The sequence below is a fragment of the Psychroflexus sp. S27 genome (genome assembly GCF_002810405.1).
Taxonomy (GTDB): domain Bacteria; phylum Bacteroidota; class Bacteroidia; order Flavobacteriales; family Flavobacteriaceae; genus Psychroflexus; species Psychroflexus halocasei_A.
The window spans coordinates 1-19562 of sequence record NZ_NEXQ01000019.1; the positions used below are offsets into that span (position 1 = coordinate 1).

Annotated in this window: 19 protein-coding genes, 2 rRNA genes and 1 riboswitch; of the genes, 10 read left to right on the forward strand and 11 right to left on the reverse strand. The window is 33.1% G+C overall.

Features of this window, described 5'->3' with window-relative positions; translation table 11 throughout:
- A 23S ribosomal RNA gene (locus CAP47_RS02675) occupies window positions 1–806 on the forward strand; the annotation flags it as partial.
- Between the two features lie 76 nt (window positions 807–882).
- A 5S ribosomal RNA gene (rrf, locus tag CAP47_RS02680) occupies window positions 883–990 on the forward strand.
- Window positions 991–1174: 184 nt separating this feature from the next.
- On the opposite strand, the gene CAP47_RS02685 is transcribed toward rrf, so the two are convergent.
- The gene (locus CAP47_RS02685; protein ID WP_100775280.1) at window positions 1175–2581 is read right to left on the reverse strand and encodes an MBL fold metallo-hydrolase; all 1407 of its coding nucleotides are present in this window, start codon (window positions 2579–2581) and stop codon (window positions 1175–1177) included.
- Window positions 2582–2741: 160 nt separating this feature from the next.
- On the opposite strand from CAP47_RS02685, the gene CAP47_RS02690 reads away from it, so the two are divergent.
- Window positions 2742–3191 (forward strand): GatB/YqeY domain-containing protein, encoded by a 450-nt coding sequence (locus CAP47_RS02690; protein ID WP_100775281.1) that lies wholly within the window; start codon window positions 2742–2744, stop codon window positions 3189–3191.
- 291 nt (window positions 3192–3482) lie between these two features.
- Here CAP47_RS02690 and CAP47_RS02695 read toward each other — a convergent pair whose 3' ends face one another.
- Window positions 3483–3866: a PUR family DNA/RNA-binding protein gene (locus CAP47_RS02695; RefSeq protein ID WP_100775282.1), complete on the reverse strand. Its 384-nt coding sequence runs from the start codon at window positions 3864–3866 to the stop codon at window positions 3483–3485.
- 66 nt (window positions 3867–3932) lie between these two features.
- Window positions 3933–5690 carry an ABC transporter ATP-binding protein gene (locus CAP47_RS02700; protein ID WP_100775283.1) on the reverse strand — a complete coding sequence of 586 codons (1758 nt, stop codon included), beginning with the start codon at window positions 5688–5690 and terminating at the stop codon, window positions 3933–3935.
- 152 nt (window positions 5691–5842) lie between these two features.
- Between CAP47_RS02700 and CAP47_RS02705 the strand changes: the two genes are divergently transcribed.
- The 4 genes from CAP47_RS02705 (at window position 5843) to CAP47_RS02720 (ending at window position 8230) form a co-directional block, all read left to right on the forward strand.
- On the forward strand, window positions 5843–6784 hold the full coding sequence (locus CAP47_RS02705; RefSeq protein WP_100775284.1) for a transcription antitermination protein NusB: 942 nt from the start codon (window positions 5843–5845) through the stop codon (window positions 6782–6784).
- 46 nt (window positions 6785–6830) lie between these two features.
- Window positions 6831–7307 (forward strand): DUF1573 domain-containing protein, encoded by a 477-nt coding sequence (locus tag CAP47_RS02710; RefSeq protein WP_093241072.1) that lies wholly within the window; start codon window positions 6831–6833, stop codon window positions 7305–7307.
- A gap of 4 nt (window positions 7308–7311) precedes the next feature.
- Window positions 7312–7605 (forward strand): preprotein translocase subunit YajC, encoded by a 294-nt coding sequence (yajC, locus tag CAP47_RS02715; RefSeq protein ID WP_093241069.1) that lies wholly within the window; start codon window positions 7312–7314, stop codon window positions 7603–7605.
- Between the two features lie 73 nt (window positions 7606–7678).
- Window positions 7679–8230 carry a thioredoxin family protein gene (locus tag CAP47_RS02720; protein ID WP_093241066.1) on the forward strand — a complete coding sequence of 184 codons (552 nt, stop codon included), beginning with the start codon at window positions 7679–7681 and terminating at the stop codon, window positions 8228–8230.
- An 86-nt stretch (window positions 8231–8316) separates the two neighbouring features.
- Here CAP47_RS02720 and CAP47_RS02725 read toward each other — a convergent pair whose 3' ends face one another.
- The 5 genes from CAP47_RS02725 to CAP47_RS02745 form a co-directional block, all read right to left on the reverse strand.
- On the reverse strand, window positions 8317–8865 hold the full coding sequence (locus tag CAP47_RS02725; protein WP_093241063.1) for an HNH endonuclease: 549 nt from the start codon (window positions 8863–8865) through the stop codon (window positions 8317–8319).
- A gap of 65 nt (window positions 8866–8930) precedes the next feature.
- Window positions 8931–9542: a hypothetical protein gene (locus CAP47_RS02730; RefSeq protein WP_093241060.1), complete on the reverse strand. Its 612-nt coding sequence runs from the start codon at window positions 9540–9542 to the stop codon at window positions 8931–8933.
- A 6-nt stretch (window positions 9543–9548) separates the two neighbouring features.
- Window positions 9549–10310 carry an ABC transporter ATP-binding protein gene (locus tag CAP47_RS02735; protein WP_093241057.1) on the reverse strand — a complete coding sequence of 254 codons (762 nt, stop codon included), beginning with the start codon at window positions 10308–10310 and terminating at the stop codon, window positions 9549–9551.
- 1 nt (window position 10311) lies between these two features.
- On the reverse strand, window positions 10312–11328 hold the full coding sequence (locus tag CAP47_RS02740; RefSeq protein ID WP_093241054.1) for a FecCD family ABC transporter permease: 1017 nt from the start codon (window positions 11326–11328) through the stop codon (window positions 10312–10314).
- 6 nt (window positions 11329–11334) lie between these two features.
- The gene (locus CAP47_RS02745) at window positions 11335–12486 is read right to left on the reverse strand and encodes an ABC transporter substrate-binding protein (protein WP_192869927.1); all 1152 of its coding nucleotides are present in this window, start codon (window positions 12484–12486) and stop codon (window positions 11335–11337) included.
- A gap of 67 nt (window positions 12487–12553) precedes the next feature.
- Window positions 12554–12762, forward strand: a riboswitch (cobalamin riboswitch).
- A 28-nt stretch (window positions 12763–12790) separates the two neighbouring features.
- Here CAP47_RS02745 and CAP47_RS02750 point away from each other — a divergent pair.
- Together CAP47_RS02750 and CAP47_RS02755 are read left to right on the forward strand one after the other, a co-directional pair.
- Complete coding sequence (locus CAP47_RS02750) at window positions 12791–14626, forward strand: TonB-dependent receptor plug domain-containing protein (protein ID WP_192869928.1); 1836 nt, start codon at window positions 12791–12793, stop codon at window positions 14624–14626.
- Between the two features lie 4 nt (window positions 14627–14630).
- Window positions 14631–15674 carry a YncE family protein gene (locus tag CAP47_RS02755; RefSeq protein WP_100775287.1) on the forward strand — a complete coding sequence of 348 codons (1044 nt, stop codon included), beginning with the start codon at window positions 14631–14633 and terminating at the stop codon, window positions 15672–15674.
- Window positions 15675–15725: 51 nt separating this feature from the next.
- Here CAP47_RS02755 and CAP47_RS12480 read toward each other — a convergent pair whose 3' ends face one another.
- Window positions 15726–16142: a sugar transferase gene (locus tag CAP47_RS12480; protein ID WP_238140946.1), complete on the reverse strand. Its 417-nt coding sequence runs from the start codon at window positions 16140–16142 to the stop codon at window positions 15726–15728.
- Window positions 16135–17109 (reverse strand): nucleoside-diphosphate sugar epimerase/dehydratase, encoded by a 975-nt coding sequence (locus CAP47_RS02760; protein WP_238140936.1) that lies wholly within the window; start codon window positions 17107–17109, stop codon window positions 16135–16137. Before CAP47_RS02760 ends, CAP47_RS12480 begins: the two co-directional genes overlap by 8 nt.
- 130 nt (window positions 17110–17239) lie before the next feature.
- On the opposite strand from CAP47_RS02760, the gene lnt reads away from it, so the two are divergent.
- Window positions 17240–18814: an apolipoprotein N-acyltransferase gene (lnt, locus tag CAP47_RS02765; RefSeq protein WP_100775288.1), complete on the forward strand. Its 1575-nt coding sequence runs from the start codon at window positions 17240–17242 to the stop codon at window positions 18812–18814.
- Here lnt and CAP47_RS02770 read toward each other — a convergent pair.
- Complete coding sequence (locus CAP47_RS02770) at window positions 18811–19518, reverse strand: CDP-alcohol phosphatidyltransferase family protein (RefSeq protein WP_192869929.1); 708 nt, start codon at window positions 19516–19518, stop codon at window positions 18811–18813. The two genes, lnt and CAP47_RS02770, sit on opposite strands and share 4 nt — an antisense overlap.
- Between the last annotated feature and the right edge of the window lie 44 nt (window positions 19519–19562).

Genomic DNA, 19562 nt, shown 5'->3' on the forward strand with positions numbered 1-19562 from the left:
CCTTTACTATAGCTTAGTATTGACTTTGGATAAGTGATGTGTAGGATAGGTGGGAGACATTGAAGCTGCATCGCCAGGTGTGGTGGAGTCATTGTTGAAATACCACCCTTTACTTGTTTAAGGCCTAACCCCGCATTTGTGGGGGACATTACTTGGTGGGTAGTTTGACTGGGGTGGTCGCCTCCAAAATAGTAACGGAGGCTTCTAAAGGTTCCCTCAGYACGCTTGGTAACCGTGCGTAGAGTGCAATGGCATAAGGGAGCTTGACTGAGAGACCYACAAGTCGATCAGGTACGAAAGTAGAGCATAGTGATCCGGTGGTTCCGCATGGAAGGGCCATCGCTCAAAGGATAAAAGGTACTCCGGGGATAACAGGCTGATCTCCCCCAAGAGCTCACATCGACGGGGGGGTTTGGCACCTCGATGTCGGCTCGTCACATCCTGGGGCTGGAGAAGGTCCCAAGGGTTGGGCTGTTCGCCCATTAAAGTGGCACGCGAGCTGGGTTCAGAACGTCGTGAGACAGTTCGGTCTCTATCTACAGTGGGCGTTAGAAATTTGCGTGGATCTGACTCTAGTACGAGAGGACCGAGTTGGACAAACCTCTGGTGTATCTGTTGTTCCGCCAGGAGCATCGCAGAGTAGCTACGTTTGGCAGGGATAAGCGCTGAAAGCATATAAGCGCGAAACCCACCACAAGATGAGATTTCTTTAAAGGGTCCCCGTAGACTACGGGGTTGATAGGCTACAGGTGTAAAGGCAGTAATGTCACAGCCGAGTAGTACTAATTACCCGAAGGCTTATAATAGCTAGCTCTTTTATTTATAAATAGAAAATGATTGTATCTGTATTTTATCTTATCTGATATGTTGATATTAATGACTTAAGGTGGTTATAGCAACGAGGCTCACCTCTTCCCATTCCGAACAGAGAAGTTAAGCTCGTTAGCGCCGATGGTACTACTAACGTGGGAGAGTAGGTCGCCGCCTTCCTTTATATACTAAAGCCTGTAAGAGATTCCTTACAGGCTTTTTTGTTTTACTTCATTTTGTATTAAATCTGATCTTAAGATGTTACGGTGAAGTGTAAGGCAAAACTCACGCTCACAATTTTAAACAAAAAAAGCTGACCTTCTATAAAGCCAGCTCATTTCTAAGAAATTTATTATTAATGATTTTATTGTTTCGATGGACAAGTCGATTCAGTTGTTGAGATTTCAAGTTCTTTGAATACTTCAAAACCACCCTCAATGTTGATTAAATTATGCTTACCTCGCATTTTTAATATTGAACTGGCGATGACAGATCGATAACCACCTAAACAATGTAAATAAAAGGCTTCTTTATCAGGGTAAGTTTCTAAGTGATCATTAAGTTCTGCTAAAGGCGTATTAAGTGAATTTATTAAATGTTCTGAATTATATTCTGTTTCTTTACGCACATCGAATATAGGTAGTTGATTAATTTTTAAGTTTTTAAACTCTTCAGCTGATATAGAGTTAACCTTGTCATATTCTTTTCCTGCTTTCTTCCAAGCTTCAAATCCTCCTTTTATTAAGCCAAGTGTATTGTCAAAACCAACACGCGCTAATCTTATCACAGCTTCTTCCTCTTTCCCTTCAGGTGTAACTAATAGAATGGATTGTTTGATATCTGAAATTAGTGCACCAACCCATGGAGCAAAGTCTCCATTTAAACCTATAAAAATAGATTGTGGAATATGACCTTTTATAAACTCATCTTCACTTCTAACATCTAATATTATTGCATTTGTATTGTTAGCCACAGTTTCAAACTCATCAGGTGATAATTCTTTAGTTCCTTTTTTGATAATATTTTTTATATCCTCATAACCTTCTTTATTCATTCTTACATTTAAAGGAAAATACTTTGGTGGAGGAAGCAAGCCATCGGTAACTTCTTTAATAAATTCTTCTTTTGTCATGTCTGATCGAAGAGCATAATTTACTTTCTTTTGGTTTCCTAAAGAATCAACTGTTTCCTTCATCATATTTTTACCACAAGCAGATCCTGCTCCGTGTGCAGGATAAACTGTGATATGATTTTCTAAAGGCATAATTTTATTTTGTAAACTTTCATACAATAATCCAGCAAGTTCTTCTTGAGTCATGCTAGCAGATTTCTGAGCTAAATCAGGTCTTCCGACATCTCCTAGGAAAAGTGTATCACCTGTAAATAGTGAATTATTTTTACCATTTTCATCTTTTAATAAATAACAAGAACTCTCCATTGTATGTCCAGGCGTATGCAAAAGTTCAATGGTAATATCACCTAACTTGAATACTTCATTATTTTTAGCAATATATGCATCAAAGTTTGTTTCTGCAGATGGCCCGTAAACTATTGTAGCTCCAGTTTCTTTGGCTAGAGTTACATGACCACTTACAAAATCAGCATGAAAGTGTGTTTCAAAAATGTATTTAATCTTTGCATTGTTTTTATTCGCTTTGTCTATATAGGATTGAACTTCTCTTAATGGATCTATGATAGCAACTTCACCTTCACTTTCAATATAGTATGCACCTTGGGCTAAACAACCAGTGTATATTTGTTTAATCTTCATTTAATCAATTTATTTTTAAAAGATATTTACGTTTGTTTGACTTACAAATTTAAACTTAATAATAATTTAAGGTCGTAACATTAGTTACAAATCCCTAAGAGGTTGATAAATGACAGTAGTTTCATGTGATCTTTATTTATATTTGTATAAAACTTAAAAAATGGCATTAGAAAAACAAGTAATGGACAAGATGAAAGCAGCAATGAAAGCAAAAGATACGGTTGCTTTAGCTTCTTTAAGATCTATTAAAAATGAAATTATAAAAGAGAAGACTTCTGGAGACTCAACAGGGGAACTCACAGACGACGAAGAGCTAAAGTTGCTTCAAAGACTCGTTAAACAACGTAAAGAAAGTGCTGAAGTTTACAAAGAGCAAAATAGACCAGAATTAGCAGATGCTGAATTAGCAGAGGCAAAAATTATTGAAGAGTTTTTACCTGCTCAGTTGAGTGATGAGGAGATTAAGAATGAAGTAGAAGCTATTATCTTAGAAACCAGAGCTGACTCTATGAAAGATATGGGGAAAGTTATGGGAATTGCTTCTAAACGTTTGGCAGGGAAAGCTGATGGTAAAACTATTTCTAAACATGCTAAGTCAAGCTTATCATAAGCTAACAAGACTCACACATAAATTATAAAAAAGGCAAAGATTATATTTTATTAGCTGAAGTGGAGGAGATGCATTTTTAAGCTTATTTAAAATACGTAAATATTTAAATAGTATAATTTTCATCATTTTAGTTAAGTGATTTTAAAAATCAAAAGGCTTAATAATTTCAAACTTTTGAGTCAAAAACTATAGTTTGATGAGTTGCAGAGGCATATTTAAAATCTAGCACATAAAAAAAGCTGATTTGACAATAAAGACAAATCAGCTTTTAGGTATAAAAATAAGATGCTTTTATATATCGTCGAAGCTTAAATCAGTGAATGCTGCAACTTTATCACTGCTTTCTTTTTCAGTATGAGGTTCTTTTGTATCGGTTTTTTGAAAATCTTTTTGATGACGTTCAGAAATTACTTCTTCACCTTTTTCATTAATAATAAAGTTGCTTGTTTCTTTTAAAGCGTCTTGAAAGCTTTCAAAATCTTCTTTGTACAAATAAATTTTGTGTTTTCTGTAAAAGAAAGATCCATCGTCATTTGTGAATTTTTTACTTTCCGTAATCGTTAGATAGTAGTCGTCAGCTTTTGTTGATCTGACATCAAAAAAATAAGTTCTTCTTCCTGCACGAATAACCTTTGAAAAAATGTCATCGTTCTTCATCGTTGCTTGATCACTCATAATTTAAAAATTGATTGTTGATTGAGAATTCAAAAATCTTAAAAAAAACAAAAAACCTAAGCATTTCTAAGAATCTTTTTCTTCTAATTGCTTTTCGTAAAGCTCTTTGTAATATCCATCAATGTTTATGAGCTCTTGGTGGTTGCCTTCTTGAATTATTTGTCCATTATCAACAACAATAATTTTGTCTGCATTTCTTGCAGAGGAAGCTCTGTGACTCACTATAATAGCCGTTTTTTCTTCAGAAATTTCTTTTAAATTATTAAAAATCTTTTCTTCTGTTTCAGTATCAACAGCCGATAAACAATCATCAAATAAAACAATATTTGGATCTTTAATGATCGCTCTAGCTATTGACACACGTTGTTTTTGTCCGCCAGATAAAGTTAAACCTCTTTCGCCTAAAACTGTGTCGTAGCCTTTGCTGAAGCCCATAATGTTTTCATGAACCGCAGCGTATTTGGCAGCAGCAATGATTTCTTCTTCTGAAGCATCACTTTTACCAAATTTAATGTTTTCACGTATGCTTTCGCTAAATAGAAAAGCATCTTGAGGAACATATCCAATTTGCTGGCGTAACTCACTTAAATTGAGAGATTCAATAGGTTTTCCATCAATTAAAATTTCTCCTTCTGAGACATCATAAAGACGACCGATTAATTCTAAAATTGTAGATTTACCAGACCCTGTGTTTCCTAAAATAGCAAGTGTTTCACCTTTATTTAGTTTAAAAGAAAATTTATCTAAAGCAGTAATATTTGTGTCGTCATAAACAAATGTTACATTTTTAAATTCAATATTTCCCTTGATGCTTTCTTCTTTTTCTGAGTGATTTTTGATGCTTGGTTTTTGTTCTAAAAATTCATTAATTCTTTTTTGAGAAGCTTCAGCACGCTGTACCATTGAAGTAATCCAACCAACAGAAGCGATAGGCCATGTTAACATATTTACATAAAGTAAAAACTCAACAATCACACCGACACTTTCTATTTCACCATTAATATATTGCTTTCCACCTATATAAATTACTATAAGATTACTAAATCCGATTAAAAGAACCATCAATGGAAAAAAAATGGCTTGCACTTTAGCTAGATCTACATTTTTCTCTTTACTTTCATTTGCGAGATTATCAAAATCTGAATTAAATTTATCTTGAATTCCGTAAGATTTAATCACTGCAATTCCACTAAAACTTTCTTGCGTAAAAGTATTCAGTTCAGAAAGAAATTGCTGAACAACAGCCGAACGTTTATTGATTGCCACGCTCAAACGATAAATCGCAATCGATAAAATAGGTAACGGTATCAAGGTGTAAAGCGTCAGAATTGGCGCTGCGGAAATCATGTAAGAAATAACAACCACAAAAAGCGTTACTGTTTGTACACCATACATTAAAGCTGGGCCAACGTACATTCTGACTTTCGAGACATCTTCAGAAATACGATTCATCAAATCGCCTGTTCTGTTTTTTTTATAAAAATCTAGAGAAAGACTTTGATATTGCGTGAAAACCTCATTTTTTAAATCATATTCAATAAAACGTGAAACCACGATAAAGGTTTGTCTCATCAAAAAGGTTAAAACTGCAGATGCAAATACAGCGGCAATAATTAAACCGATATTATAAAGCAGCTCAGACTTAACAATCTCAATATCTACAATCTCGCCATTCACGTATTTTTCAATCGCATTTGTAGAGTTACGAATGAGTTGAGGCGTAAATAAGGCAAAAACTCTCGCGCCAATAGTAATGATTAGGCCGAGTAGAAGGCGCCATTTATATTTTAGAAAATATTTATTTAAGTACCTGAGTGATTTCAAATCTGAATTTTAGATTTTACAAATGTAAGGTTTATGCGGAAATCAAAAATTGAAGTAACATAAGTTTAATAACGAATTTCATCAAAAAAAAATCAAAACAGTCAAAACTCTTATTTTTAATATTATTTTTGCACACTGAAAATTTGAATTCAATGCTGACAAGAAGACACATTCGTGCAAAAGTGATGCAATCGATCTACGCCTTTAAAAAAGGTAACCAGATGAGGATGCAGAATGACAAGAAATTTCTCAAGAAAAGCATGGTTGATATGCATGACTTGTTTCTACTTAATTTGAGTCTGCTCGTTGAGCTGAAAAATTATGCTGAAAATCATTACGAGATTAGTAAGAAAAAATTTTTAGCAACTGATGAAGATAAAAAACCAAATTTAAAATTCGTCAACAACTTATTGATTGAGAAAATTGAAAATGCCACAGACCTCAATGAATTACTCGAAGATAGAAAAATAAGAAACTGGAGAGATGATGATGAAATCCCAAAAAAGCTGTGGGCTAAACTCTTAAAGAGTGACCTATACCAAGATTACGTCAAGGATTCTTATGCTGATTTTAAAGGAGATAAAGACTTTATTATTAAAATTTATAAAGAAATTATCGCTCCAGATGATTTGCTTTATGATTATTATGAAGACGAGAAACTTACTTGGGTTGACGATTTCCCAATTGTCAATACAGGAATTATAAAGTTCATTCAAAAGGTAAAAATGGATGAAGATTTTATCAAAGTGCCAAGCTTGTTTATCAATAATGATGATGAAGAATATGCGGTTGATTTATTCACGAAAACACTTCTCAACGAAGAAGAGTTTACAGATGCTTTTAAAGACAAAACACCAAATTGGGACACAGATCGTATTGCTGATTTAGATAGTATTCTGATCAAGATGGCTTTATGTGAGTTTACAAGGTTTCCGAGCATTCCTGTTCGTGTTACAATTAATGAATATCTTGAGATCGCGAAAGATTACTCAACTTTGAAAAGTGGTATTTTCATTAACGGTGTTCTCGATAAGTTATCAAAAGAATTTCAAGAATCTGACAAAATTCATAAAATTGGTCGTGGATTAATGTAATGAGTTAAAATTTTATACTTTTGAGGAAATTAAAATTCTAATAAAAATGAAAACTACTTTTTTAGCATTAGCTACCGTTTTAGCTTTGGGTTTTACATCATGTAAAGACAATGCTTCTTCTGAGGTCGATACAAAAAAAGCTGAAACAGCTTCAGCCTCGGACTCGCAGCAACAAAAATATCCAAAACTAGTCTTTAACGATATGGTTCATGATTTTGGAACAATCAACGAAGGAGACGTTGTTGAGCACGATTTTACATTTAAAAATGAAGGTGACGCACCTTTGATTATCACAAATGCAAGAGCAAGTTGTGGATGTACAGTTCCTGAATATCCTAAAAACAAAACAATTGCTCCAGGTGATGAAGGTAAAATGACAATCCGTTTTAACTCAAGCGGTCGTCCAAACCAGCAGATGAAAAGCATCCGCGTTTCTTCAAACACTGAAAAAGGCCAAGAAACTTTAAGAATTAAAGCCTTTGTAACACCAAAAAATAAAAATGCTGGATCTCCAGTAAAATAAGCTTATGGCAGAATTAACTCAATTCCTTCCGCTCATTTTGATTTTCGTAGTGCTCTATTTCTTTATGATTAGACCACAAATGAAAAAACAAAAACAGGAAAAAAACTTTATTCACGAACTCAAAAAAGGTGACAAGGTTGTCACTAAAAGTGGTTTGCACGGTAAAATATCAGACTTTAGTGAAAAACTAGATGCTGTGATTATTGAAACTGGATCAGGAAAAATGACTTTTGACAAGTCTTCTATTTCTTTAGAGCTAACGAATAAAGCAACAAAACCTGTGGAAGCTAAAAAGTAATTTACTTTTTGGAATCAAAAAAAATTTAAAAAAGCTATCTTTAACGAGATAGCTTTTTTCATTTATAATATCTATGAAAGACATAATTCAATCCAAAAACGATCTTCAAATTGGTTTTAAAGCGCCAAACTTTAAGTTGCAAGATGTTGTCACAGGAAACTTTTTCAATCTTAATGATTTGAAAGGAAGCAAAGGAATTGTGATTATGTTTTTAAATAATCACTGTCCTTACGCAAAACATGTCAATGAAGAAATTGTGCGTGTTGCTAACGATTATCGCGTGATTGGATTTGGCTTTGCTGCAATCTCTAGTTCTGACATATCTATGTATCCAGAAGATTCTCAGCAACAAATGATAGAAGTTGCTAGAGAAGAGGATTATTCATTTCCTTATTTATTTGATAAAGATTTAAGTGTTGCAAAAGCATATCATGTGAAAGAAACGCCGGATTTCTTAGTTTTTGATAAGGCCATGGAAATGACATATCACGGTCAGCTTGATGATTCGAGACCTCAGAATAATATTCCATTATCTGGTACTTCTTTAAGGCGAGCTTTAGATGCGATTTTATCAAACAGACCACCTTTGAGAAACCAAAAACCGTCAAATGCAAATGACATTTAAATAAATAAAAAATTGCCTTGAGAATAATTGATTCTTAAAAAGAAAATCAATTTCAAAAACTCTCAAGACAATTTTGATAAAACTTATTATTTAACGTGAGACCAGTTTTTACCTTTTTTGATGCGGTAAAGATGCATTTCAGAAATGCCGAATTTTTCAGCAATCTTCTTCATACGCATCGTCCTGTTAGGATCATTCACCATTTTTCTAATTTTTCTAACTTTGGCTTCAGTAAGTTTCGCATTCTTAACTTTCTTAGAATTTTTAATCCATAAAGGATTTTTAAACTGATGCTTTTCTTTTTCTTTTTTATTAGCCCAAGCTAAATTCTCAACATTGTTGTTGAGTTTGTTGTAATCTTTGTGAATTACAAAGTTTTGATCTTCGGAATCTTTTTTAATAAAAGTTTCTGCAATCACCTTATGAAGATATTTAGAGCGATTCCCACCAGCTTCTAAAGTAATTGTGATACTCGCATAGCCATTGATATTTCCAATCTTAATTGGCCAAATCCTGCCAGTCTTTTTAGTACGTCTAGCTCCGCCTAAATTGGAAACTTCAATTTTCTGTTTTTTTTTGTATTCTGGTCCGAGTTTAACCTCTTTCCAGATTTCATTTTCTTTTTCCTTTTTCATTTTAATTTGTGTTGTTTTCGGGGTATGAACAAATATAATGAAAAGTTATGAAAAATTGACTTATGTTAACTAATTGATTTGAAAGCTCTTAGTGTGTTTATTTTTAATCTGTACCAAAAAAAACTTTTCTTTCTACTTATATTATGTCTTTTGTTTAATGTTTTAACAGCAAGCTTCATGTTTCCTTTAGCTTTAATAGCTGTCCAAAATTCAGGAAATTCAGTATGAATAGCATCAATGTCTATCTTTATTTGATTGGGTTTGTCTTTTAAAAAAAACTCAATTGAAGATTCAATATTCATGACCATATCGAGAGAATACTTATAAATCTCTTCTTTAGATAATTTTTCAGTAGGATTTTTTTTTATGCCATCACAGTAGGCTTTAACAATATTATTCGGATAGTAAACGCGTTTAGCATAACTTTCAGCGACCTTATTATGATCTCGCGTCAAATGAACGTAAAAAGCATCTTTTCCGAAATGCTTATCTAAACGGCCTAAGTCCCAAGATAACCTGTTATCAGCTTCGATGTGTTGGTCAGGAAAATCAAATCTTTCTTTTCCGTTTAAATGTGATCTTGATTCATGATCAGCGGTGAAATTATCAATATGTTCACAAGCTTTGATAAAGCTGACAGAGCCTGTTCTTCCTGTGCATAAAACAAAAACATTCATAAATAACTAGACTTTAAAGATCAGTTGCTCTTGATCAAAATTAATTAAATCGTTTGGGAAAAGTTTTTTAAAAACTTGATTTTTAGCCAATTCTTCTGTTGTTCCAAAATAGGCTTTTTTATCATTTAACACGATTATTTTATCGCAAAGTTGCAACGCCAAATTGATTTCATGTGTTGCAAAAAGCATGGCTTTATTGTTTTTTTGACAAATCATTTTGAGCAATTTCAGAATGTATATTTTATGATACATATCTAAATGCGTTGTTGGTTCATCAAGGACAATGAGTTCAGTTTGCTGCGCCAAAGCTCTTGCGAGCATCACTTTTTGAAGTTGTCCATCACTGAGTTTTGCACATTTTTTTTTGACTTTATCAATCAAGCCAACTTGTTCGATGGCTTTTATAATAATTCTTTTATCCTTCTTTGTTAATAAACCCAACCAGTTGGTGTAGGGCTGTCTGCCAAGAGCAACAATTTCAAAAACACTAAGATCTTTATTGATGATTGGGTTTGTTAAAACTAAACCCATTTGTTCTGATTTCTCTTTGAGACTATATTTTTCAATTGGTTTTTGGTTTAAAATAATGTTGCCTTTTAAAGCAGAATTAATCTGTGTAATTGATTTTAAAAGAGTGGATTTACCAGAACCATTGACGCCTATTAAACCGACCAATTCAGAATTTTTGATGCTAAAATTGATGTTTTCAACAAGAGTTTTGTCGTAACCTATATCAAGATTTTGGATGTCTAAAATTATTTTCTCCATGTCAAAATTTGATGTGTCTTTGTTTTACCAAAAGCCAAATGACAAGTGGTGCGCCAATGATTGATGTCACGGCATTAATCGGGATTGTTAATTCTGAAAAAGGAAGTTGCGCTATAATATCACAAATTAACATCAAAATAGCACCGCTTAATAAAACCGAAGGTACCAAAACTAAATGATTATTGGTTTTGATAATCTGTCGCGTTAAATGCGGTACAGCAAGGCCAATAAATGCGATTGGACCTGCAAAAGCAGTGATTGATCCAGCTAAGAGGCTTGTCGAAAGTATAATTAAAAACCTATTGCGCTTAAGGTTTACGCCCAAACTTTCAGCATATTTTTCTCCTAATAAAAGGCTGTTTAAATTTTTAAGAATAAATAAAATAATGAGATAACTAATAAGGCTACAAATGGCAAGTATAGAAACTTCATTCCATGTTAAATCTCCTAGACTTCCCAATGACCAGAAAACATATTTTTGAAGTTCATTGGCAGAGCTGAAAAATGATAAAACATTAACGACAGCTCCTGTTAAGCTTGCAAACATAAGACCTATGATGAGAAGTGCCATTGTGTCTTTAATGCGAGAAGCTGTCATCAAAATGCCAAACATAACGAGTAAACTACCTAAACTCGAAGCGAGAACGATGAGCCAACGTTCGCTTAAAAAATCACCAAAGTTTAAACCTAAAATTCCACTACCTAAAATCAAAATTGCGACTCCTAAACTCGCGCCACTGCTTAAACCTAATACATAAGGACCAGCCAATGGATTGCGAAAAAGCGTCTGCATGAGTAAACCACTTAAAGCCAAACCACCACCAACAAAAATGGCTGTGATTGTTTTTGGCAAGCGATAATCAACGATAATATAATGCCAGTTTTGATTTTCAACTTCTTGAAAAGTAATGCTCTTAAACACTTCACTCAATGGAATACTTACCGACCCCAAGCTCAAACTGATTAGGCAGAGTAAGGTTAGGAGTAAAACGATAAGTAAGCTTGATTTGAGTTGCATCGATAATTATTTTAAAGCTTGAAAAAATACAAATTCATGCTCTTTTATTAATTCTGGATGACAGATTTTAATTAAATCTTTCAAAACCAAATCAGGTCTGTTTGGCGCTAATTCATAATAAATCACGCCACCAGTTTCTCCTTTTTTGCCAGCAATACCATAAATTTCCTTATTCTGAAATGCTTTGAATTGTTTGTAATGCGGATTTTGTTTTGTCATTTTATCATATGTCGTAAAACTACCTGGAGAAATCCAAATATCAGCATCTTGAGCTTTATTTAAAACACTTTCAAAAGATAAACTAAGACTGCCTGTTTCATCGTTATCTGCATAAATATAATTTGTGTTAGCATCATTAAAAAACATGGCTTGCCAACTTGCGCCGCCAGGTAAATACCAAACATCTCTGTATAAGCTTCCAGAAAGAACTGTTGGCTTATTTTTAGCTTTTTGAGCAAGTAATTTCATTTCATTATAGCTTCTCTCAACGGATTCAAATGCTTTGAGAGCTTCATCTTTTTTTCCGAAAAGAACACCAAAAAATTTAATCCATTCTGCTTTGCCTAAAGGTGTTTTTTCAACCCAATCACCGTTGTAAACAATCGGAATTCCAGATTTTTCAATAAGACCGTAAGCTTTGTTTTTTCCATTCATACTGAATCCGACAAAAACATCAGCTTGAGAAGAAATCGTCAATTCAGTATTGAGTTGTTGATTTTGACCGATGTTTAAAACTTTATTGTCATTAATATATTCTCTAGCTTCAGCAGACGAGATGTAGTCAGGCTCAGGAAATGCGACTAAAGTAGAGAGAACATTCAAGTCGATTAATGATGGAATATGTGTTGTCGAAGAGACAATGCTTCTCTCAATCGGTAAATTGATGCGATGTGTATAATTTAAATCTTTGGGTAAATCAACTTCTTTTTTTGTGATGACATAAGTGAAGGTTTGATCACTATTTGGCCATGAATTTTTAACTTTTAAAACATCGTAATTTTCATAAGATTCCACTTCAAAACCTGTTGCATAATCAATGTTGATATCAACTTTGGTTTGTTGTGATGTTGATTTTTCTTGAACTTTATCAGGTTTTTTATTTTGACAGGAGAATAAAAAAACGCTAATGAGTATAAATGTGAGAAAATGTTTTTTCAAAATAATAGAATTTTCAGCAAAAGTAAGATTAATTAAATTTATAGACTTTAGGAAGTTTTAAATGTTTAGTTTTGTCCGCGAAAATGGTTCTTGACATATTTCTGATATGTTAAAGATTAAAAGGGAATTTCGTTTAAAGCGAAAGCTGTTCCCGCAACTGTAAGCTAAATTTATCATTAAGATAAATGCTTTGTCAATACTTCAACCACTGTTTTTTACGGGAAGGTGATGACAAAGACGCAAGCCAGGAGACCTGCCTTTTTTCAGAAATTTAATATGAATTTGTTCGGGATAAACAAAAATGATGATAAAAAGACAGTTACTTCTATTATTTGGTTTATTTGCGTTTTTAGGAAATGCGCAACAGAAAGAAAGACAACAATTAGATACAGTTGTACTGAAACCTTTGCGCCTGATTCAGAAATCTGTAGGGCAAAGTGTTTTGAATATTGAGCAAGATCAAATCAGAAAATACCGTCCGCAATTAACTGATGTTTTAAGTTTTGAAACACCAATTTTTTTCAAAGAAAACGGTCTTGGCATGGTGTCCTCACCAAGTTTCAGAGGAACAACAGCACAACAAACTGCCGTTTTATGGAATGGGATTAATGTGAATTCACAATTTTTAGGGCAAGTTGATTTTAATACAATTTCACCTTATAATTACTCTTCAATTGATGTGAGATCGGGTGGAGGAAGCTCGCAATTTGGCTCTGGCGCTATCGGCGGAACTGTGGCTCTTAATAATTCATTGGATTTTAAAAAAGGACATCAATTTCAGCTTTTATCAAGTTACGGAAGTTTTGAAACCTACAATAATGCTATTGATTATAAATTTTCTGATGAGAAATTCAGTTTTCATTTAGGTGCGAATTATTTTGATTCAGCTAATGATTATGATTTTCCTGATCAAAAAGGGTTTAACGATAATGGACAAATGCATCATTTATCGGTGACAGCAAACGCAGCTTACCGTTTTAAACCGCAACATAAATTGAGTTTTTACTCAGAAATATATGATGGTGAAAGACATTTTTCAATTTTAGAAGAAACGCAATCAAGAACAAAATATCAGGATCAAAACATCAAATCTCAATTGTTGTGGGAATCTTCTTGGCGAAAATTAAAATTGAAATCACGTGCTGCTTATCTCAATGAGAAATACACTTATTTTCCTGAACTAGATAATGATGAAAGTTCGACTTATGGTCGAGCGGAAACCATCATCAATAAAACAAGTTTGGGTTATAAAGTCAAGAAAAATATTTATTTAGAAGCCGAAATAGATTATCAATATACTTGGGCTGATGGCATAGAAATACGTGATGCTTCAAGAAACACAACTGAAGCGCAACTTTTTTTGAAACATCATCTCACGCCAAATTGGGTTTACCAAGTGCATTTGAATCAGAATTTTGTTGATGATTTTGATGCGCCTTTTCTATATAATTTTGGTACAAATTACAGTTTTAGTTCTCAACATGAAGTAAGATTAAATTTTTCTAAAAATTATCGTATTCCAACATTTAATGACTTGTATTGGCCAGGTTCAGGCAATTTAAGTTTGAAACCTGAAACTTCTTTACAAGGTGAAATCAGCTATATTTTTAAATTAAAATCTTTTGAATTCGGTTTGACGTATTATCAAATTGAATTGGAAGATATGATTCGTTGGTTGCCTACACAAGGTGAATTGTGGGAGCCGGTCAATACTGATAAAGTTTCCTCAAAAGGAATTGAAGCGAATGCTTCATATCAGTTTAATTGGGATGGAAATAAATTGAAAGCAAAAATGCTTTACGCTTATACAAAATCAGAAAATAAAGAAACTGGCTACCAGTTAATTTATGTGCCTTACCATAAAGTCACCGCTGGATTTGATTATGATTACAAAAATTGGCATGCTGATGTCAGTGCGATGTATAATGGCAAAGTTTATACACAATCTAACAACAAATCAAAAACTCGGGTTGATGATTATATTTTGGTTAACGCTTCTGCACAATACCAATTTGGAAACAATCAAATGTACGGTCTTGGCGCTCGTGTGAAAAATGCGACTGACAGAAGCTACCAAAACATGATTTACAAACCAATGCCAGGAATTAATTTCGAATTTTTTTTAACCCTAAATTTATAAACAAATGAAACACAATTTTTTGAAGCCACTTTTATTGGCATTGACAATCGGATTCTTTTTTGCATCATGTAGTAGTGATGATGATGGAGGCGTCACTCCTGAACTTCCACAAGGTGATTTTGACTTAGGTTACATCGTTGCGAATGAAGGAAATTTTGGATCGCCTAACGCGTCGGTTTCTTTTATTGATGCTGATTTAATGACAGTTGAGAATTCTATTTTTGAAGCAGTCAACCCTTCTGAAAATTTAGGTGATGTTTTAAATCATATTGCATTTGGTGATGAAAATGCATTTTTAGTGATGAATAATAGTAACAAAATTGTTGTTGTTAATCGTTTTTCGTTTGAATATGTGACAACACTCACGGAGAGCATTGCTTTACCGCGTTATGCAGTTGTTGAAAATGGAAAACTTTTTGTTTCAAACAGTCAGTCTCAAGATATCGCTGTTTATGACACAAGTGATTTTTCGTTTATCACATCAATCGCAATTGATAAGCCTGTAGAATTATTGAAAGCTGATGCAGGTAAATTATTTGTTCAAAATGCGTCTTTTGGAACTGGTAATGAAATAACAGTTATTAATACTGATACTAACGAAATAACAAGTACACTAACAATTGATGGCGTTTTGAATAGTATTGAAGATGAAGATGGAATTCTTTACGCTTTACACTCTGAAGGAATTTCAAAATTCAATATGTCAACAGCTTCTTTAATTGAAACAATCAATTTTTCTGGAGAAATTGAGAAGCCATCAAAACTAAATATTGAAGATGATAAAATATTTTTCATCACAGGGTCTCAGGTTTACGCTTCAGATTTAAATGCTACAGAAATAGGCGTAACACCCTTATTTGATACAGAAGTTGAAGGTAATTCTTTTACTGTTGGTTATGGTTTTTCTGTTGAAAATGGAAATATTTTCTATAGTGATGTCAATGGTTTTACGGCTGATAGTGAGTTACTTATTTATGACTATTCAGGAAATTTAGTTCAGACATTAACGACTGGTGTAGGAACTAACGCCGTATATTTTAATGATTAATCTTCATCTTAGATTATAATTGATAGGCTTGTCAGTTTTGGCAAGCCTTTTTTATTGACCTCTAAAAAAGATAACTGTACTTAGGGTTTTAATTGTGATTCTAAAATCAATAAAAAGCCCTCTATTTTTGATATAATAAAGGTCATACTGAAGTTTTTCTAGAGAGTCTCTATCAGTTGCGGCATATTTTGCATTCACTTGTGCCCAACCTGTTAAGCCTGGTTTAATAACGTTTCTAATTTTATAAAAAGGAATTGTTTTAGCCAATTCTTCAACAAACTCAGGTCTTTCAGGTCTAGGACCAATTAAGCTCATGTCTCCGTTTAGAATATTGATGAATTGCGGAATTTCATCCAAACGTGTTTTTCTTAAAAACTTACCAAAAGCAGTCACACGGTTATCGTTTTTTTCGGCCCATTGTGCTCCACTTTTTTCGGCATTGGTCACCATAGATCTTAATTTATAAATCTTGAATACCTGCCCGTATTTCCCAACTCTTTCTTGGGTATAAAGTAAAGGCCCACGATTTGCCCATCATGTTGCCGATAAGCACTATTGGGAGTAGAGGCAAACTTAATAGCAAACCAAAGCTACTGACAAAAATATTGACCAACCGATTAATTGTCAAGTAGAATTGATTTGAATTGTTTTTGTTAAAAGGGAAATAACAATAAAAATCATTTTCAATATTTTCAACCAAAACTTTATCAGTCAAATTTTCATAAACATGAGAATAAGGTTTGATTGTCAAACCTTTTTCTAAAAGTGGATATAGTAAACCTTGTAGATTTTGATTAACACCTTCATAGGAATTTGTTACTAAAACCTCATTAATTCTATGTTTTTTTATACCATCTAAAAAATTTGATTTATTGAATTGTATGCAGTCATCACAATTTCTTTGATCATCTTTTTCATCTAGAAAACCAATAACGTGAATATTTGAATCCGCATTTTCTAATTCATTTTTAATCTGCTGAGGGTTGAAATTTTCTCCTACAAGAACAACTTTTTTGGTGAAACGAGGTGCAGAAATAAGACCGATATATAAAAATCGCCAAATGGCTATGGGAGCAAATATAACTGAGAATAAAAATAAAACCTCAATTCTATTTGAAGGTAATTGAGGTGTTATGATGGGTGTAAATAAAAACACGAAAATTGTGAGCGTACTTGTTAGAAGTAGATTTTTAACAATAATAAATCTAGATTCCGCTTTTTGTAAATGATACATTTCAAAAATAGTCGCAAAAAGCAAATAGTAAAAGCTTAAAAGACCTAAATAAGGTATGAAATTTTCGTTTAAACTGATATAATAAAAATCAGTGAAATAGTTTAAGGCGTATACACCAGCCCAAATAATGAGAACATCGACAATTCTTAGAAATAATTTTCTCTCAGAAATTTCAAAATGAGTTCCTTGTTTTTGAAGCATTGCGCTTGGTGAGTTTAATTCATGTAGATTGGCCTCGCAAATTTAACAAATAATTAGAAATAAAAAACTAATATCACTTTCCTGTTGTGAAAATATTCAACATTTTTGTTTCTCCCATAATACAAAGGATTTGAAAGCTTTTTTATATTTTTTATCAACTGGTTTGTTGCTCGCACTAGCATGGCCAACTTACGGTTTTTCCCCACTTATTTTTGTTGCATTTGTTCCATTATTACTCATTGCTGAAAAGAAAGTTTTAGAAGGAAAAACAGGTTTTCCTTTTTTCATGTCTGTTTATTTCAGCTTCCTGATCTGGAATTTTATCGCAACTTATTGGCTTTATTATTCCACAGCATTTGGGATGCTTTTTGCCGTTTTAGTCAATTCGTTGTTAATGACTTTAGTGTTTTTTATTTATTCTAAAATCTATACAAAGCTCAATTTTTTAGCCTCAGCGACATTCTTTATTTGCTTGTGGTTGAGTTTTGAACAACTTCATTTTATATGGGATTTTTCATGGCCTTGGTTAAGTTTAGGACATGTTTTTTCTGAAACAACAAGTTTGATCCAATGGTATGAATATTCTGGAGTTTTCGGAGGAAGTTTATGGGTTTTAATTGTCAACTTTACTATTTTTAAATCAGTTTTACTTTTTAAAAAATTTAAAGATCGCAGCATTCTTTACCGTTTAGCCTTGCGTTTGGTTTTATTTATTGGTTTGCCAATTCTTGCCAGTTTCTTAATTAAACCTGATTTAAAGGCTTCATCACATCTAGAAACAATTGCTCTTCAACCCAATATCGATCCTTATGCTGATAAATATGCTTTAACAGATGCAGATATTAAAGATTTACTTTTAGAGCTTTCTGAACCTTATATCGAGCCAGGAGAAAAGCAATTGTTTCTCGCGCCAGAAACCGTTTTTGCAAGTGGTACACAATGGTCTGATTTTGAGGTTTCTCAAGCGAATTATTTTGGGAATCAAATTTTGAAAAAAAATCCTCAAGCTGAGGTTTTATATGGTATTTCAGCTTATGATTTAATTCACAGAAAACCTGATCTAACATTACAAAGTAATTTTCTTAAAGAAGGTTTGTGGTACAATGATTTTAATTCAGCTGTATTTCAATCAGCAAATTCTCCAGCAGAGTTTTATCATAAATCTAAACTCGTTGTTGGTGTTGAAAACTTCCCTTACAAAGGAATTTTACAGCCTTTAATGGGTGACATCATGATTGATTTGGGCGGAACTGTTGCAACAAAAACCACACAAGAAAACCGTGATGTGTTTAATGTTGAAGAAACAGAAGCCGTGGCACCAATTATTTGTTATGAATCCGTTTACGGTGAATATGTTACCGATTATGTTAAAAACGGGGCGACGCTTTTAACCATTATTACAAATGATGCGTGGTGGGGAGATACACAAGGTCATCAACAGCACTGGAGTTATGCAAAACTCAGAGCTATTGAAACACGAAGAGCAGTGGCAAGGTCAGCAAATACTGGTATTTCTGGATTTATAGATAGAGATGGGTCAGTGATTTCTAAAACTAAATATGATGAAAAAACAGCAATTTCAGCGGAGGTTCCTCTTTATAATGAGATGACTTTTTATGTGAAATATGGAAATGTAATTCCGCGCGTGGCTCAGTTTTTAGCTTTATTTATTTTCTTATTTGCTGTTACAAGAAGAAGAGGCTAAGCTTCTTTTTTTGATATAATAATAGACAGAATAATATAAAAAGCGATAATCATCGGAACTGCAAGAAATTGTAAACTGATAATTAAAACAACGCTGATTAATATCAACAAAAAGCGATACCAATTTTCTTTCAAATTAAGATTCTTGAATTTTAAAGCGATTAATTTAATTTCCGCATTAAGAATGTAGTATGATAAAACGCTAATTAAACACAATACATAAACATTCTGAAGGAAAGATAAATCTTGAATGCTCATCGCTAAACTTGTAATAAAAATTGCATTTGCAGGTGTTGGTAATCCTATAAAAGCATCAGTTTGACGCGTATCAATATTAAATTTCGCTAAGCGATAAGCCGAGCCTAATGTGATTAAAAATCCAAAAAGAGCGACTACATCGACTGAAGCAAAATCAAATTCTTGAAAAGAAAAATCAGGATTTACGCTCTTTCCGATGAGGTGAAACATCACAATGCCTGGCACAAGTCCGCTTGTAACCATATCAGCCAAAGAATCTAACTGTAAACCGAGTTCACTTTTTACATTCAAAATCCTTGCAGCCATACCATCAAAGAAATCAAAGAAAATACCGATAAACATAAAAATAAATGCCCACAGAAAATCTGCCTGAAAAGCATATAAACAGGCAATGCTTCCTGCAAAAAGATTTCCGAAAGTAATTAAGTTTGGGATGTGTTTCTTCATGATTTAATTTCACTTTAGGAGTACAAGTTTAATGAGTTTTTTCG

What these genes read in the sequence shown, in the direction of transcription:
- CAP47_RS02695 (WP_100775282.1), bottom strand. Translation starts at nt 3,866, where the DNA reads ATGAGTGATCAAGCAACGATGAAGAACGATGACATTTTTTCAAAGGTT.
- CAP47_RS02760 (WP_238140936.1), bottom strand. Translation starts at nt 17,109, where the DNA reads ATGCTTCAAAAACAAGGAACTCATTTTGAAATTTCTGAGAGAAAATTA.
- yajC (WP_093241069.1), top strand. Translation starts at nt 7,312, where the DNA reads ATGGCAGAATTAACTCAATTCCTTCCGCTCATTTTGATTTTCGTAGTG.
- CAP47_RS02740 (WP_093241054.1), bottom strand. Translation starts at nt 11,328, where the DNA reads ATGCAACTCAAATCAAGCTTACTTATCGTTTTACTCCTAACCTTACTC.
- CAP47_RS02770 (WP_192869929.1), bottom strand. Translation starts at nt 19,518, where the DNA reads ATGAAGAAACACATCCCAAACTTAATTACTTTCGGAAATCTTTTTGCA.
- CAP47_RS02710 (WP_093241072.1), top strand. Translation starts at nt 6,831, where the DNA reads ATGAAAACTACTTTTTTAGCATTAGCTACCGTTTTAGCTTTGGGTTTT.
- CAP47_RS02720 (WP_093241066.1), top strand. Translation starts at nt 7,679, where the DNA reads ATGAAAGACATAATTCAATCCAAAAACGATCTTCAAATTGGTTTTAAA.
- CAP47_RS02690 (WP_100775281.1), top strand. Translation starts at nt 2,742, where the DNA reads ATGGCATTAGAAAAACAAGTAATGGACAAGATGAAAGCAGCAATGAAA.
- CAP47_RS02730 (WP_093241060.1), bottom strand. Translation starts at nt 9,542, where the DNA reads ATGAATGTTTTTGTTTTATGCACAGGAAGAACAGGCTCTGTCAGCTTT.
- CAP47_RS02725 (WP_093241063.1), bottom strand. Translation starts at nt 8,865, where the DNA reads ATGAAAAAGGAAAAAGAAAATGAAATCTGGAAAGAGGTTAAACTCGGA.
- CAP47_RS02735 (WP_093241057.1), bottom strand. Translation starts at nt 10,310, where the DNA reads ATGGAGAAAATAATTTTAGACATCCAAAATCTTGATATAGGTTACGAC.
- CAP47_RS02755 (WP_100775287.1), top strand. Translation starts at nt 14,631, where the DNA reads ATGAAACACAATTTTTTGAAGCCACTTTTATTGGCATTGACAATCGGA.
- CAP47_RS02705 (WP_100775284.1), top strand. Translation starts at nt 5,843, where the DNA reads ATGCTGACAAGAAGACACATTCGTGCAAAAGTGATGCAATCGATCTAC.
- CAP47_RS02750 (WP_192869928.1), top strand. Translation starts at nt 12,791, where the DNA reads ATGATAAAAAGACAGTTACTTCTATTATTTGGTTTATTTGCGTTTTTA.
- CAP47_RS02685 (WP_100775280.1), bottom strand. Translation starts at nt 2,581, where the DNA reads ATGAAGATTAAACAAATATACACTGGTTGTTTAGCCCAAGGTGCATAC.